This is a genomic window from Bacillus haikouensis (assembly GCF_013179555.1).
GTDB lineage: Bacteria > Bacillota > Bacilli > Bacillales > Bacillaceae_B > Rossellomorea > Rossellomorea haikouensis_A.
Genome location: NZ_JABMCR010000089.1, coordinates 1 through 15282, shown reverse-complemented (window position 1 = coordinate 15282; position 15282 = coordinate 1). Strand labels below are relative to the sequence as shown.

Sequence of the window (15282 nt, the reverse complement as noted above, 5' to 3'; positions counted from 1 at the left end):
AGTTCGCAAGCTTTCACTTTTTCCTCATCAGTCAGCAAGCAAGTTTCAATGATCACTTTAGATAATGCTTTTCCTTTAGATGCTGCAACAACAGCTTCGATGTCGCGCTTGACAAGATCGAGATCACCGCTCTTTAGAGCACCGATATTAATGACCATGTCCACTTCCGTCGCACCTTTTTCAATAGCATCCTTTGTTTCGAATGCTTTCGTTTCAGGTGTGGAGGCTCCTAACGGGAAACCGATTACAGTACAAACTTTAACTTCTGTACCTTTTAAAAGTTCGCTTGAATAGTTAACCCAAGTCGGATTTACACAAACGGATGCAAATTTGAATTCTTTTGCTTCCTGGCATAGAACTTCAACTTGTTCTTTCGTTGATTCTGGTTTAAGTAAAGTATGATCGATCATACTTGCGATGTTTACAGTCATATTATCTCTCCTTTTGCAGTTGTCCGTACCTCTTATATCATATCAAATCAAACGGGGAAAAACGAGTTTTTCTTTTATGATGCCCAATTTTCTATTCGAAATGATCAATAGTTGAAAGTACTGACAACTATTAATTGGAATCACTTTATTCCGAAGACCCCCCTAATAAACTTCTCGGTGACTGCGTTTTCAAAGATATTTTGCAAAATGTTATTCCTATCTGCTTTTTTTTCGTTATATATCTGTCGTTCTGAAAAAAACAACAAACTTCTTGGATTCAAAAAGGCTGCCATTCGACCGGACAGCCCTTTTAAAAGTCATTATTTCACTCTGTAAACTCTCGCTTCATAGGGCTTAAGGTTCAATGTATCTACGGATTCATGCTCCACTGCAAGATAATTGTTCAAAAGCAGATTCTCTGAAGATACCTCAAAGTCCAGCTTGCATATCGCTGCTTTAGTGGAAAGATTGGAGACTACAAGCATATTGTCATTTTCCCCGATACGGGTGTATGCATAAATTTGCTTGTCGTCAGGAAGTAATAAATCATACGTTCCATATGTGAAGACATCTTCTTTTTTCCTGAGAGAAATCATTTTTTTGTAAAAGCTCAGGATTGAATTCTCATCTTTTTCTTGGACTTTCACATTTATGGCGGTGAAATTCGGATTTACTTTCATCCACGGAGTACCGGTGGTAAAGCCGCTGTTTTCTTCATTAGACCACTGCATAGGTGTCCGGCTGTTATCGCGCGAAGATGCCCAGATGATTTCCATGATTTCCTGATGCTTGACACCTTCTTCACGTTTTAAACGGTAAAGGTTCTTCACTGCTACATCATCATAATCTTCAAGAGAAGGGAATTGGACATTGGTCATTCCGATTTCCTGGCCTTGATAGATAAACGGCGTCCCTTGCATCAGGAAATACATAGCTGCCATGGCAGTCGAGCTTTCCCTCCAGTATTCCTTATCATTTCCCCAGGTCGATACTACCCGGGGCTTATCGTGATTTTCGATAAAGAGTGCATTCCATCCGTTACCTTCAAGACCTTTTTGCCAGCGTGTCAGCACTTTCTTTAATTCTACGATATCCAGTTCAGGATTTGTTTCTGCATCCCATAATCCTAAATGCTCAAATTGGAAAATCATATCCATCTTTCCATTTTCTGCACCGACCCACAGCTCCGCTTCATCCGCTTTTACCCCATTGGCTTCTCCCACCGTCATTACGTCATAGTTTGAATACGTGCGGTCCTTGAATTCCTGAAGGAACGTATGAATGCCTCTTTGATTCATATGCATATCAAATGAAGAAATATATTTTTTCTTTTTAGGGTTCGGCATGTCGGGCAGACCGGGACGTTTTTTAATATGACTGATGGCGTCAATCCGGAATCCGTCAATCCCTTTATCCAGCCACCAATTTACAGTATCATATAATGCATCTCTTACTTCTTTGTTTTCCCAATTCAGATCTGGCTGTTTTGTGGAAAATACGTGAAGGAAATATTGGCCGGTATTCTCATCATACTGCCATGCAGATCCGCCGAAAATACTTTCCCAGTTGTTGGGTTCCTTCCCGCCCTTTCCGTCACGCCAAATATACCAGTCGCGTTTTGGGTTATCTTTCGAACTTGCCGATTCAATGAACCACTGATGTTCATCACTTGTATGATTGAGAACAAGATCGATGATCAATTTCATATCGCGGCTGTGAACCTCTTTCAATAGTTGATCGAAATCCTCCATCGTTCCGAAGTCTTTCATGATATCCTGATAATCTGAGATATCATATCCGTTGTCATCATTGGGCGATTTGTACATTGGACAGATCCAAATCACATCTATACCCAGTTCTTTTATGTAATCTAATCGCTGTATGACTCCTTGAAGATCCCCAATCCCATCTCCATTTGAATCTTGAAAACTCCTTGGATAGACCTGATAGCCTACAGCTTCTCTACGCCATGACTTTTTCATCCTAACACCTCGTCAAATTATTATAAAGTAGACACGCTTACATTTTAAATCCTAGGGTTACATTCACAAATATGCGCAATCGTTTGCACTATCAAGCTAAAAAAAAGCACTGATAACTAGCACTATGGACATTTCTAGTTTACAGCCTTCTCTCATAGTTAGCAATAGATAATTTAAGAAAAATAGGAGTAATGGGTTTCTATATGCTGGGATTCACAAGTTCGTGCATGATAGCCTGTTTTTATTAATAGTCATTTTTATCGGTTTATACATTTCAAATGTGGATCATAAACGATGATTTCGCTTTCAGATAGCTCCTAAATAAAAACAGAATCCTTTGAAAAGTTCACAACTTTTCAAAGGATTCTGCAACTTATATTAAATAACGGCTTTTTCACTTGAAGCTTTATGCTGATCTTCCATGACTCGAACAAATTGACCTTCGTTCAGAGGATAGCCCGCTTTGGTGATTTTCACTTTAACCAGCTGACCGACCATTTCCTCTTTAGCCGGGAAAACGACTTTCAAATAATTATCCGTATACCCGACATAACGGCCGTCATCATAAACTTCTTCAGGTATGACTTCAAGTACTTCGTCTTCAAATCGGGAAGCATATTCCTTAGCCAGTTGATTGGAAAGCTCGATCAGGCGATGAACTCGTTCATTTTTCACTTCTTCATCGACCTGGTCATCCATCCGTGCAGCCGGTGTCCCGGTACGTTTGGAATAGGGAAACACATGAAGTTCTGAAAACTTATTCTCTTTAATGAAACGATAAGTCTCCATGAATTCCTCTTCCGTTTCCCCAGGGAAGCCGACGATGACATCTGAAGTGACTGCCAAGCCCGGAAGTGCTTTTTTCAGCTTTTCAAGTCTCTCAGCGAAAAATTCCATTGTATACTTTCTGCGCATTCTCTTGAGGACCGTATTGGATCCTGATTGCAGGGGCACGTGCAAATGACGTACCACAATATTAGAATGATCGATCACTTCGATCACTTCATCCGTCAATTGACTTGCTTCGATGGATGAAATACGAATCCGTTTTAACCCTTTTACATTTTGTTCTAAATCACGAAGAAGCATAGCAAGATTATAATCTTTCATGTCTTCTCCGTAACCGCCTGTATGAATGCCTGTGAGTACAATTTCCTTGTATCCTGCATCAACAAGCTGCTGTGCCTGCTTCACTACTTCTTCAGGGTCGCGTGACCTCATCAACCCTCGAGCCCAGGGGATGATGCAGAATGTACAGAAATTATTGCAGCCTTCCTGAATCTTAAGGGAAGCCCGTGTCCGATCCGTGAATGCCGGGACATCCAGCTCTTCATAGACACGGTTTTTCATTATATTTGTTACACCATTGATAGGCTGGCGTTCTTTCTTATATTCTTCAATATACGAGAGCATCTTGCGTCGATCCTGCGTTCCGACCACAACATCCACACCTGGAATTGCCATGATTTCACCCGGTGATGTCTGAGCATAGCATCCGGTGACACAGATGACACCATCAGGATTTTTCCTGATTGCACGTCGGATGACCTGTCTGCTCTTCTTATCTCCTGTGTTTGTAACTGTACATGTATTGATGACATAAACATCTGCCATTGAATCATAGTCGACACGTTCATATCCTTCTTCTTTAAATAATTGCCAGATGGCTTCCGTTTCATAGTGGTTCACTTTACATCCTAATGTGTGAAACGCTACTGATGGCATTACAATCACCTCATTAATTCTAATTGATAGCTTATGGCTGCCAAGACATACAATGGAGCCGTTTCTGTCCGTAAAATCCTGGGGCCGAGGCCGCACGCTAGAAAGCCTTCCTTTTTACAAAGGTCAACTTCTTTTTCAGTCAGTCCGCCTTCTGGCCCGAATACAACAAGAATGCTCTGACCGTCTTTAATGGAACTCAATGTTTTAGAAAGATTTCCTTTTTCCCCTGATCTTGCTTCTTCTTCATATGCCACTAGTGTGTAGTCAAATTGTTCGCTTAAAGTGAGCAGTTCTTTAAAGGAAACCGGTGATGATACAGACGGAACGACATTTCTGTGTGACTGCTCTGCTGCTTCCTTCAGGATTTTCCCCCAGCGATCCAGTTTCTTTTTTGCTTTCTTTTCATCCCATTTCACAATGGAGCGATCCGCGTTAAAAGGGATAAATCGATCCGCTCCAAGCTCCGTCCCTTTTTGGAATATTAACTCCAATTTATCCCCTTTCGGCAGCCCGCTCGCAATCGCAACCTTGATCGGAAGCTCCTTCGTCCCTGTTTCCCATTTTACAACCCTGACTCCGACCGAGTCACTGGAAATCGTTTCAATGCGTGCAACAGCAGAAGTATTGTCATGGAATACGACAAAAATATGGTCATCTTCCTTCAACCTCATGACACGTACGATATGATGAAAATCTTCACCGGAAATCACAACTGGTTGATCTTCACTGTACCGGTCATTTATAAAGTATCGCTGCATAATGCTTCACTCCATCGTAGGCTTTTTCGCTATAATGGCAACCCAGTCTTCCATTACCATCACTTCTTCTATCAAGAATCCTGCAGCTTCCAATGATTCCTTGACTTGCTCTTTCTTGGGCTGAATGATACCGGATGTAATGAAAGATCCTCCAGGCTTAACAAGTTCAAATGCATCCTCTGTAAATCGGAGAATGATCTCAGCTAAAATATTCGCCACTATGACGTCTGCCTGTCCGGTAATGCCATTTAAAAGATTATTTTGATTAACCGTCACTCTGTTCTGTACTTTATTCAGCTTTACATTCAACCTTGCCGATCTCACAGCAACCTCGTCCAGATCATAAGCTTTTACTTCGGCAGCGGCAAGCATTGCAGCTGCAATGGATAAAACACCTGATCCAGTCCCCACATCAATCACCGAGTCGTCAGGCTTCACAATCCGCTCTATTGCCTGAATACACATAACCGTCGTCGGGTGAGTGCCCGTGCCGAATGCCATTCCAGGGTCCAATTCGATGATGAGTTCATCACTGTGTACTGGAGTATAGTCTTCCCAAGTTGGCACAATGGTGAACTTATCTGATATCTTTACCGGGTGATAGTATTTCTTCCAGGCAGTTGCCCATTCCTCTTCGTTCACTTCTGATATTTCCACTTTATTTTCTCCGATATCAATATCATAGGTGACAAGGTTGGTGATACCTTGCTTGATTTCTTCCACTGTTTCACCAAGAAAGCTGTTCACCGGCAAATACGCCTTCACCAGGACACCTTCACTTGGATAATCCTCAGGATTGAGTTGGTAGATCTCCCCGAACATATCTTCTCTTTCTTTAATCAGCTCAAACGGATCTTCAATGACGACTCCGCTCGCACCTGATTCATGAAGGATATGTGAAACCGGTTCAATTGCTTCATTTGTAGTGAGGATACTAATCTCTGACCATTTCATTGACCTACCAACTCCGTTCTGAGTTATTCGCCTTTAAAGGCTTTTTTTACTTTATCAAAAAAACTTTCGTGCTGTTCATCCGGCACCTGCCCGCTGATGTCTGCAAACTCTCTTAGCAGCTGCTTTTGCTTTTCCGTCAGTTTCGCAGGAGTGACGACTTTCACCTGAATATGCTGGTCACCTGTACCGTAACCGCGTACATTCGGAACTCCTTTGCCTTTCATTCTGAACCTGGTGCCTGTCTGTGTCCCTGCCGGTACTTTCAACTTTACCTTCCCGTGCAATGTAGGGACTTCTATTTCATCACCAAGGGCAGCCTGTGCGAAAGTGACCGGCATTTCGCAGTAGATATCGTCTCCGTTACGTTCGAAAAATTCATGAGTTCTCACATGAAAAACGACGTAAAGATCCCCTGGAGGACCACCATTCATGCCAGGTTCGCCCTGACCAGTGACGCGGAGCTGCTGGCCGTCATCGATTCCAGCCGGGATTTTCACATTGATTTTACGACGTTTTTGAACTTTACCTGCACCGCCGCATGTCGAACATTTTTCCTTGATTTGTTTCCCTGTACCGTTACAGTAGTGACATACACGTCTGTTTACAATGCGGCCGAACGGTGTATTTTGTTCGACATTCAATTGACCTGCACCTTTACAGTGGGAACATGTATCCACTTTCGTACCAGGTTTGGCACCTGATCCATGACATGTATCGCATTCTTCTTCTTTCGGTATTTCGATTTCGGTTTCTTTACCGAATACGGCTTCTTCGAATTTCAGTGACATCGTATACTGTAGATCTGCACCTTGTCTAGGGGCGTTAGGATCTCTTCTGCGACCTCCGCCCCCGCCTCCGAAGAATGTATTAAAGATGTCTTCAAAACCGCCGAAACCACCGCCGCCAAAGTCAGCGCCTCCACCGAATCCCTGGTTCGGATCTGTGTGGCCGAAACGATCATATTGTGCACGTTTTTGATCGTCACTCAGTACTTCGTAGGCTTCTGATATTTCCTTGAACTTTTGATCTGCATCCGCCTCTTTATTAATATCAGGATGATATTTTTTGGAGAGTTTGCGGTATGCTTTTTTCATTTCATCTTTAGAGGCATCTTTTCCGACACCCAGAACCTCATAATAGTCCCGTTTACTCATAAAAACACCACTCCCGAATCATTTGCATAAAGGTTATTTTAACATTGTGTTCTATGGATTATCAATAAAAACAATAGAATCATAACAATTCATTGTGACATCCGTCCGAACATTGTTTCATCATGTCATAGAAAAAGCCAAAGCCAAGAACCTTCCTGACTTTGACTTTTCACTAAAGTGCTTTTTATTTTTTGTCGTCGTTTACTTCTTCGTATTCAGCATCCACGACATCGTCATCTTTTCCAGCTTGACCTTCTTCTCCTTGAGCCGCTTGTGCTTCTGCTTGAGCCTGCTCATAAAGTTTCATTGTCAAAGCTTGAACGATTTCCTGCAGTGCATCTTTCTTTTCGCGAATCAGATCCAGATCGTCTTTTTCGATCGCTTCTTTAAGTTCAGCTTTTGCATCCTCCGCTTTTTTCACTTCTGCTTCGTCTACTTTGCCTTCAAGATCTTTAAGCGTCTTTTCCGTTTGGAATACCAGTTGATCCGCTTCGTTGCGGAGTTCAACTTCTTCCTTGCGTTGTTTATCTGCTTCGGCGTTTTCCTCTGCTTCTTTCACCATGCGTTCGACTTCATCTTCAGAAAGACCTGTAGAAGATTTGATCGTAATATTTTGCTCTTTACCTGTTCCAAGGTCTTTCGCGCTTACATTAACGATACCGTTTTTATCAATATCGAATTTAACTTCGATTTGAGGTACTCCGCGTGGTGCCGGCGGGATATCAGATAATTGGAAACGGCCAAGCGTTTTGTTATCAGCAGCCATCGGACGTTCACCTTGAAGTACGTGGATATCCACAGCAGTCTGGTTGTCCGCAGCAGTTGAGAATGTTTGAGATTTTGACGTTGGGATCGTTGTATTACGCTCAATCAGCTTCGTTGATACACCGCCCATTGTTTCAATACCAAGCGATAGTGGTGTAACATCAAGTAATACTACATCTTTAACGTCTCCAGTAAGAACTCCGCCTTGGATAGCTGCACCCATTGCAACTACTTCATCAGGGTTTACTCCTTTAGAAGGCTCTTTGCCTGTTTCTTTTCTGATAGCTTCCTGTACTGCAGGAATACGAGTTGAACCACCCACTAGGATGATCTTGTCGATTTCGCTTGCAGAAAGACCTGCGTCCTTCATAGCTTGGCGAGTTGGTCCCATTGTACGTTCTACAAGGTCGGATGACAGTTCTTCAAACTTCGCTCTTGTCAGGTTCACTTCCAAGTGAAGCGGGCCTGCTTCACCTGCAGTGATGAAAGGAAGTGAGATTTGTGTTGAAGTAACACCTGATAAGTCTTTCTTCGCTTTCTCAGCAGCATCTTTTAGACGTTGCAAAGCCATTTTATCTTTAGACAGGTCAATGCCGTTTTCTTTCTTAAATTCAGCTACCAGGTAGTCAATGACCACTTGGTCGAAATCATCCCCGCCAAGACGGTTGTCACCGGCAGTAGAGCGTACTTCGAATACTCCGTCACCAAGTTCAAGGATGGATACGTCAAACGTACCGCCGCCAAGGTCATATACAAGGATCGTCTGGTCTTCATCCATTTTATCCAGACCATAGGCAAGTGCTGCTGCAGTTGGTTCGTTGATGATACGTTCCACTTCAAGACCTGCAATTTTACCAGCGTCTTTAGTTGCTTGACGTTCTGCGTCATTGAAATAAGCAGGTACTGTAATAACCGCTTTTTCTACTTTTTCACCAAGATAGTCTTCTGCATATGATTTCAAGTGCTGAAGGATCATCGCTGAAATTTCCTGAGGTGTATAATCTTTTCCTTCTGCTTCTACTTTGTGATCGGTTCCCATGTGGCGTTTTACAGAGATAATCGTATTCGGGTTCGTAATTGCTTGACGTTTCGCAACTTCCCCGACTTGTTTTTCACCGTTTTTAAATGCAACGACTGAAGGAGTTGTACGGTTACCTTCCGCGTTTGCAATTACTTTTGGCTCCCCGCCTTCAAGAACGGATACACAAGAGTTTGTTGTTCCTAAGTCAATACCGATAATTTTACTCATCGTCATTATACCTCCCTGTTTAATATGTAATTTCTATTTTATTGGTTTACTTTTACCATGGACGGACGGATTACTCTGTCCTTAAGCTTGTAGCCTTTTTGGAATTCTTCCACGACGATATTGCTGCCGTAATTTTCATCCTCGGTTTGCATCACAGCCTGGTGAAGATGGGGATCAAATTCCTCTCCTACAGCTTCAATCGGTTCTACGCCTTCCTTCTTCAGTGCGTCAACAAGGCTTCTGTGAACCATTTCCATCCCTTGAAGCAGGGTTTTTGTTTGATCATTATCAACTTCTATATTTAATGCACGTTCAAAATTATCAAGTGCCGGTAACAGTTCAGTGATAAGGGATTGAGCACGATATTTTTCCTTCGCTTCGCTTTCAACATTCACCCTGCGTCGGAAATTATCAAAGTCTGCTCTCAATCGAAGATAACGATTTTCAGATTCATCTAGCTTTTCCTGCAGTTGTGAAAGTTCATCCGATTCTGTTTCCCCAGACTCCTGAGGTTCTTCTGCGAATACTTCTTCAACAACTTCCTCGTTGTCAGCTTTTGCTTGCTCTTCCTGCTGTTGCTTTGTTTCTTCAGACATCACGTTCACCTCCTTACAAATACATAAAGCATACCCGTAACAAAGGCGCGGAATCAAATGGTTCCGAGCCTGTTTAAGCCATTATACAATATGTCCACTAATCATTGCTTTGATACAGTTTGGTGAGGACCTGAGACATATCGTTTGAGAAGTAATTAAGTAAACTCACAACCCTCGAATATTCCATTCGGGTCGGTCCGATGATTGCGATTGAACCTAATTGCTCTTTACCTATTGAATAAGTTGCGGTTATGAGACTGCAATTCTCCATAGCCAGATGATTATTCTCTTTCCCGATCTTGATGTTCAATCCTGTTGCCGATGGCCGGATGAGATTATAGATGCTTTCTTCCTGCTCGATCATCTCAAGAAGCATGCGCACTTTATGCACGTCATTAAACTCTGGTTGATTCAGCATATTGGTCTTGCCGCCAAAGAACAATTTGTCTGTAACGGTGGAGTTAATGGAGTCGGTTATCGAATGCAGGATAAAATCATAATTCTGGATGTGTTCTTTCAACAGAATGGCTACCTCTTTGAAAATCTTATCGTTTAATTCGTTTAGCGGTACTCCAGTTAACCGGTCATTCAGAATATGAACCAGTTTTTCAAGGTCTGATGCATCCATCGTCGGCGGAATATGAAACAATTTGTTTTCAACATGTCCGTTATCCGTTACGATAATGGCGATCGCGGTATCCTTGTTCAGCGGCACAAGTTGAATTTTCGTCAGCTTGTTCTCCTTCAATTCAGGTCCCAGTACGATCGTTGTATAGTTCGTCAATTCAGACAGAATCTTAGCAGATCTCTGAACCACTTTCTCCAATTCATAAATTCTTTCTGAAAAAATAGAACGCAGTGCATGCACGTCATTTTTCTGTAATTTCTGTGGAGAAAGCAAATGATCCACATAATAGCGATATCCTTTTTCAGACGGAACGCGTCCTGAGGAAGTATGGGTCTTTTCAATGAATCCCAGTTCCTCCAGGTCTGCCATTTCGTTGCGAATCGTAGCAGAACTGAATGAAATCGCATCCTTTTTAGACAAGCTCCTTGAACCGACCGGCTGAGCCGAAAGGATAAAATCATCAATGATAACTTGAAGAATTAGAAGTTGTCGATCTGTTAACAACATTCATCACCTCTGTTAGCACTCTGTTAAGATGAGTGCTAAATCTAATTAATAAATTATCAAATCAGATTGTGGATGTCAATATATTAGATTTGGTGTTTTCTTGAACTTAACTGCAGTTCACCCATTGAAAAAAATTCCTTGAATCACCGCTGTTAATTTCCGTGCAAGACTTCGCCTTCCGCGGGTGACCCGTGAGCTCCTCGGTCGTACCTCCCTGCGGGGCTTTACATTGGCCACTTCTCCCGCAGGAGTCTTCGTCTTGCACTCCAATCAACAGCTGGAGCCAGCTAATAACTATATCAAGCTTTAAGAAATCCTAATTTTGGAAATCTGCTAACCATTTTTCAGATCACTCCAAGGAATGATTGAAAAACTTCGTTGCCGAGGAAACGTCCCTGCTTTGTCAACGCGACGCGTTCATCATCCACGTGCAGCAGTTTGCGGTTTTGCATTTCTTCTAATGAAGGCTTGAATACCGATTCGATAGAGCAGCCGAATTTTTCGGTGAAAGCCGCTTTGCTCACGCCTTCTACTTTTCTCAGACCGAGGAACATTTCCTCTTCCATCATTTCTTCACGTGTAACGTTATGTTCATGGATTGTCGGCAGGCTTCCCTCATTTATAGGTTCCATATATTTCTTCAGAGGTCCGTAGTTGGAATAACGGACTCCGTTTATATAACCGTGTGCACCGGCTCCTAAACCATAATATTCATTATTGTCCCAATAGACAAGGTTGTGTTTGCTTTCGCAGCCTTCTTTTGCAAAGTTACTGATTTCATATTGGTTTATACCGTATTTAACCATCGTGTCAATGAGTACTTCATACATATTCGCTTCTTGTTCCTGAGAAGGAAGGGGAAGCTTTCCTTTTCTCATTAAATTGTAGAAAACCGTCTTCGGTTCAACAATGAGAGAATAAGCAGAGTAATGAGGCAGTTGGAGCTCCAGGGCCTTCGTTAAAGTGTCCTGAAAATCCTCCTCAGTCTGATTGGGAAGACTATATATCAAATCGATGCTGATATTCGAAAATCCTACTTTACGGGCTGTTTCCAAAGAACTATAGACGTCCTTACTTCTATGTGACCTCCCGATTCCTTTTAATAGGTCATCGTTAAAGGATTGTACACCGAAACTCAGGCGATTGACCCCATGGTCTATAAGTACCTTCATTTTATCCTCAGTTAAATCCCCCGGATTTGCTTCAAAGGTGAATTCTCCTTTGTTGTACGGCAGACTATTGGTGATTTCTTCGCATAATTTATCCAGTTGTTTCGCGTTTAAAGCCGTCGGGGTCCCCCCCCCAACGAAGATCGTATCAATCTCTTCAGAATTCCCGCGGCCGACCCTGCTTCTTATCTCCTTGCCAAGGCTTATTAAATATTCATCCACGGGCTGTCCTTCCAGATAGAACTTATTGAAATCACAGTAATGGCAGATATGTTCACAAAACGGAATATGAATATAAGCGGACTTTACCACATTCGTCCCTCCTTTGTTGTCAGGTCATAGAGAAAAGGGGGTAAGAAGAGCTCGATGCCGCAAGCCTCTTTCCCCCTTTTCTCATGAACCAATCTTATTTTTTATCAGAATCGTCCATTTTCAGTACTGCCATAAATGCTTCCTGTGGAACTTCAACAGAACCGACTGACTTCATTCGCTTTTTACCTTCTTTTTGCTTCTCAAGAAGTTTACGTTTACGGGAGATATCTCCGCCGTAACACTTAGCAAGTACATTTTTACGCATGGCCTTGATTGTAGATCTCGCTACGATTTTCTGTCCGATGGCAGCTTGAATCGGCACCTCGAAATGCTGTCTCGGAATAAGCTCCTTAAGCTTTTCAACAATGATCTTCCCGCGTTCATAGGCAAAGTCTCTATGAACAATGAAGCTCAAGGCATCTACGTTTTCAGAGTTCAGTAAAATATCCATCTTGACAAGTTTCGAATCCTTGTATCCGATCAGTTCATAATCGAACGAGGCATAACCTTTGGTGCTCGACTTTAACTGATCAAAGAAATCATACACGATTTCAGCCAGCGGAAGTTCATAAACAATATTCACCCTCGTGTCATCCATATATTGCATATCAATGAAGTTACCGCGTTTGCCTTGGCAAAGTTCCATCACAGCTCCTACATAATCGTTTGGAACCATAATGGTTGCTTTTACATATGGCTCTTCTACAAAATCTATTTTTTGCGGATCAGGCATCATCGATGGGTTATCGACTTTCACTTCTTCACCATCTGTAAGCTGAACATGATAGATTACACTTGGTGCTGTCGTAATAAGGTCAATTTTAAATTCACGTTCAATACGCTCTTGGATGATCTCCATATGAAGCAGACCCAGGAATCCACACCGGAATCCGAATCCCAATGCCTGAGAGGTCTCCGGCTCATATTGAAGAGCAGAATCATTCAATTCAAGCTTCTCAAGTGCTTCTCTAAGATCGTTATAACGATTTGAATCGATAGGATAAAGACCGCAGTATACCATTGGGTTCAAGCGTCGGTATCCAGGTAAGGCTTCCACTGCTGGATTTTTAGCTAAAGTGATCGTATCACCGACACGAGTATCCCCTACATTCTTGATTGCTGCTGTAAGGTATCCTACATCACCGACCGTCAGCTCCTTTAATCCTGTAGGTTTTGGGGTAAATACCCCCACTTCCGTCACTTCGAACTCTTTACCCGTTGCCATCATGCGGACTTTATCCCCAACTTTGACGCTGCCTTCCATCACGCGGACGTAGGCAACCACCCCTCTGTACGCATCATATAATGAATCGAAGATCAGCGCTTTTAATGGAGCATCAGGATCTCCCTGCGGCGCCGGTACCTTTTCAACGATTTGTTCAAGGATCTCTTCTATCCCGATGCCTGCTTTAGCAGAAGCAAGTACTGCCTCTGAAGCATCCAGGCCGATTACATCTTCTACTTCCTGACGCACCCGCTCAGGGTCTGCTGCAGGCAGGTCGATTTTATTGATTACCGGAAGGATCTCCAGGTCATTATCCAATGCAAGATAGACGTTTGCGAGCGTTTGGGCTTCAATTCCCTGTGCAGCATCGACAACGAGTACCGCTCCCTCACATGCTGCCAAGCTCCGGGAAACTTCATATGTAAAATCGACATGTCCCGGTGTATCAATTAGATGAAAGATATATTCTTCGCCATCTTTCGCTTGGTATTTCAACTGAACGGAATTCAATTTTATCGTGATTCCGCGTTCTCTTTCCAAATCCATTGAATCTAGCAATTGCTCTTTCATTTCACGTGCCGTCAATGCTTTTGTTTTCTCCAAAATACGATCGGCAAGTGTCGATTTCCCATGATCAATATGAGCAATGATAGAGAAGTTTCTTATTTTTGATTGTCTTTTCAATTTTTCTTCACGGTTCATTCTGCGTTCAACTCCTGTAATATCCACACATGTACACTATTTTGAATTATAGCAGTACAGTATATATTATTCAATCTAAACCGGGATGCTGCCGCTGGAAAATGGTTAATAAACGAATAGTGGCTCATCCTCCGAAGAACTCCAACAGGATGAGCCACTATTTAAAAAGCTTTAAAGTTTGAATATCTGTAAGGGGTTATCAAAATTAGTTCCTTTCCCATTTTCATATCAACGAAGCAAAAAATTCCACCAATTTGCCGGTTATTCCTTCTATCAGTTCTGCGAGGGCTTTACCGATTGACGAGAAAGCATTGAAAGCTTTCATTTCCTCGAGCTTCTCTTTTTTTTCAGATAAAGTCTGGCTTTCGACTTCATTTCCCAGAAAAGTTGCCTCGACATTCCCGTCCTCGTCTTGTTTCATTCCGACAGGAGACGTGAAGGATTCTTTTTCGTGGCCTTTCATATCAACGATTCCTTGATTGGCATGCTGCATGCCTATCAGCACTCCTACGAATAGAAAACAGATCAGAAAGAAGCATTTAAAGATAAATTTACTCATTCTTCATCATCCTTTGTTTTACTGAGTCACCGGCTCGGGAGAAAGGTTATGTTCTACCTTGTCTGCCTGCCAGTAATAGTCAGCGAAAATTTCTGCAAAAGCGATTGATGAACGTTCCAGCTCTTCGAATGTGTTATCTACTCCGCCAAACTCCAGCAGCAATGCATTCCCTGAAAGGTCCTGATTGAACTTTCCGTTTGTACCGCTCCCTTTTTTTGAGATAACGCCACGGGAGAGCCCCTTATATTTCGACTCAATACGTTTATGGAGTTCTGTTGCAATCTTGAGATTCTGTTCGTAATTCGGATGCTCTTCACCGACCACAAAGGCAAGTTTGGCAAACGGCTTACCATTTATCCTGGCTGTGGTGACATTTTTTCTTTGAGAATCCCTATGGATATCAATCAAGTATAATAAGTCTTTATTGTTTGTCATCGCCGTCTGCACCAATGGGCGGGATTCCTGATATGCTTCATAATAATCCAACCCTTTTTGATTCAGTTTTTGAACCACATCCGTTTTATCGATACTTGTACCGATTCCAAGCTGCTCCAGATCTGATTGGA

The 15282-nt window shown here is 42.4% G+C and carries 13 protein-coding genes; all 13 read right to left on the bottom strand.

What is annotated here, in order from left to right:
• A partial coding sequence (gene deoC / locus HP456_RS10545; RefSeq protein WP_172250775.1) for a deoxyribose-phosphate aldolase occupies positions 1-431 on the bottom strand: 431 nt, incomplete at its 3' end.
• Between the two features lie 320 nt (positions 432-751).
• On the bottom strand, positions 752-2413 hold the full coding sequence (locus HP456_RS10540; protein ID WP_172250773.1) for a glycoside hydrolase family 13 protein: 1662 nt from the start codon (positions 2411-2413) through the stop codon (positions 752-754).
• 378 nt (positions 2414-2791) lie between these two features.
• On the bottom strand, positions 2792-4138 hold the full coding sequence (gene mtaB / locus HP456_RS10535; protein WP_172250771.1) for a tRNA (N(6)-L-threonylcarbamoyladenosine(37)-C(2))-methylthiotransferase MtaB: 1347 nt from the start codon (positions 4136-4138) through the stop codon (positions 2792-2794).
• Positions 4139-4143: 5 nt separating this feature from the next.
• Positions 4144-4896, bottom strand: a complete 753-nt coding sequence (locus HP456_RS10530; protein ID WP_172250769.1) for a 16S rRNA (uracil(1498)-N(3))-methyltransferase — start codon at positions 4894-4896, stop codon at positions 4144-4146.
• 6 nt (positions 4897-4902) lie between these two features.
• Positions 4903-5850, bottom strand: a complete 948-nt coding sequence (gene prmA / locus HP456_RS10525) for a 50S ribosomal protein L11 methyltransferase (RefSeq protein WP_172250767.1) — start codon at positions 5848-5850, stop codon at positions 4903-4905.
• 23 nt (positions 5851-5873) lie between these two features.
• Positions 5874-7004 carry a molecular chaperone DnaJ gene (gene dnaJ, locus HP456_RS10520; RefSeq protein WP_172250765.1) on the bottom strand — a complete coding sequence of 377 codons (1131 nt, stop codon included), beginning with the start codon at positions 7002-7004 and terminating at the stop codon, positions 5874-5876.
• A 184-nt stretch (positions 7005-7188) separates the two neighbouring features.
• Positions 7189-9018, bottom strand: a complete 1830-nt coding sequence (gene dnaK / locus HP456_RS10515; RefSeq protein WP_172250763.1) for a molecular chaperone DnaK — start codon at positions 9016-9018, stop codon at positions 7189-7191.
• A gap of 38 nt (positions 9019-9056) precedes the next feature.
• The gene (grpE, locus tag HP456_RS10510) at positions 9057-9614 is read right to left on the bottom strand and encodes a nucleotide exchange factor GrpE (protein ID WP_172250761.1); all 558 of its coding nucleotides are present in this window, start codon (positions 9612-9614) and stop codon (positions 9057-9059) included.
• A gap of 97 nt (positions 9615-9711) precedes the next feature.
• Entirely contained in the window at positions 9712-10746 is a 1035-nt protein-coding gene (hrcA, locus tag HP456_RS10505; protein ID WP_172250777.1) for a heat-inducible transcriptional repressor HrcA, read from the bottom strand.
• A 347-nt stretch (positions 10747-11093) separates the two neighbouring features.
• A complete protein-coding gene (hemW, locus tag HP456_RS10500; protein WP_172250759.1) occupies positions 11094-12230 on the bottom strand; it encodes a radical SAM family heme chaperone HemW in 1137 nt (378 codons plus the stop codon).
• Positions 12231-12324: 94 nt separating this feature from the next.
• Entirely contained in the window at positions 12325-14157 is a 1833-nt protein-coding gene (lepA, locus tag HP456_RS10495; RefSeq protein ID WP_172250757.1) for a translation elongation factor 4, read from the bottom strand.
• 223 nt (positions 14158-14380) lie between these two features.
• On the bottom strand, positions 14381-14716 hold the full coding sequence (locus tag HP456_RS10490) for a DUF3679 domain-containing protein (protein WP_172250755.1): 336 nt from the start codon (positions 14714-14716) through the stop codon (positions 14381-14383).
• Positions 14717-14734: 18 nt separating this feature from the next.
• The coding region (gene spoIIP / locus HP456_RS10485; RefSeq protein WP_172250753.1) for a stage II sporulation protein P at positions 14735-15282 on the bottom strand (548 nt) is incomplete at its 5' end.

Coding starts and splice junctions, on each gene's coding strand:
- HP456_RS10490 (WP_172250755.1), bottom strand. CDS start 14,716: ATGAGTAAATTTATCTTTAAATGCTTCTTTCTGATCTGTTTTCTATTC.
- dnaJ (WP_172250765.1), bottom strand. CDS start 7,004: ATGAGTAAACGGGACTATTATGAGGTTCTGGGTGTCGGAAAAGATGCC.
- dnaK (WP_172250763.1), bottom strand. CDS start 9,018: ATGAGTAAAATTATCGGTATTGACTTAGGAACAACAAACTCTTGTGTA.
- lepA (WP_172250757.1), bottom strand. CDS start 14,157: ATGAACCGTGAAGAAAAATTGAAAAGACAATCAAAAATAAGAAACTTC.
- grpE (WP_172250761.1), bottom strand. CDS start 9,614: ATGTCTGAAGAAACAAAGCAACAGCAGGAAGAGCAAGCAAAAGCTGAC.
- HP456_RS10540 (WP_172250773.1), bottom strand. CDS start 2,413: ATGAAAAAGTCATGGCGTAGAGAAGCTGTAGGCTATCAGGTCTATCCA.
- mtaB (WP_172250771.1), bottom strand. CDS start 4,138: ATGCCATCAGTAGCGTTTCACACATTAGGATGTAAAGTGAACCACTAT.
- prmA (WP_172250767.1), bottom strand. CDS start 5,850: ATGAAATGGTCAGAGATTAGTATCCTCACTACAAATGAAGCAATTGAA.
- HP456_RS10530 (WP_172250769.1), bottom strand. CDS start 4,896: ATGCAGCGATACTTTATAAATGACCGGTACAGTGAAGATCAACCAGTT.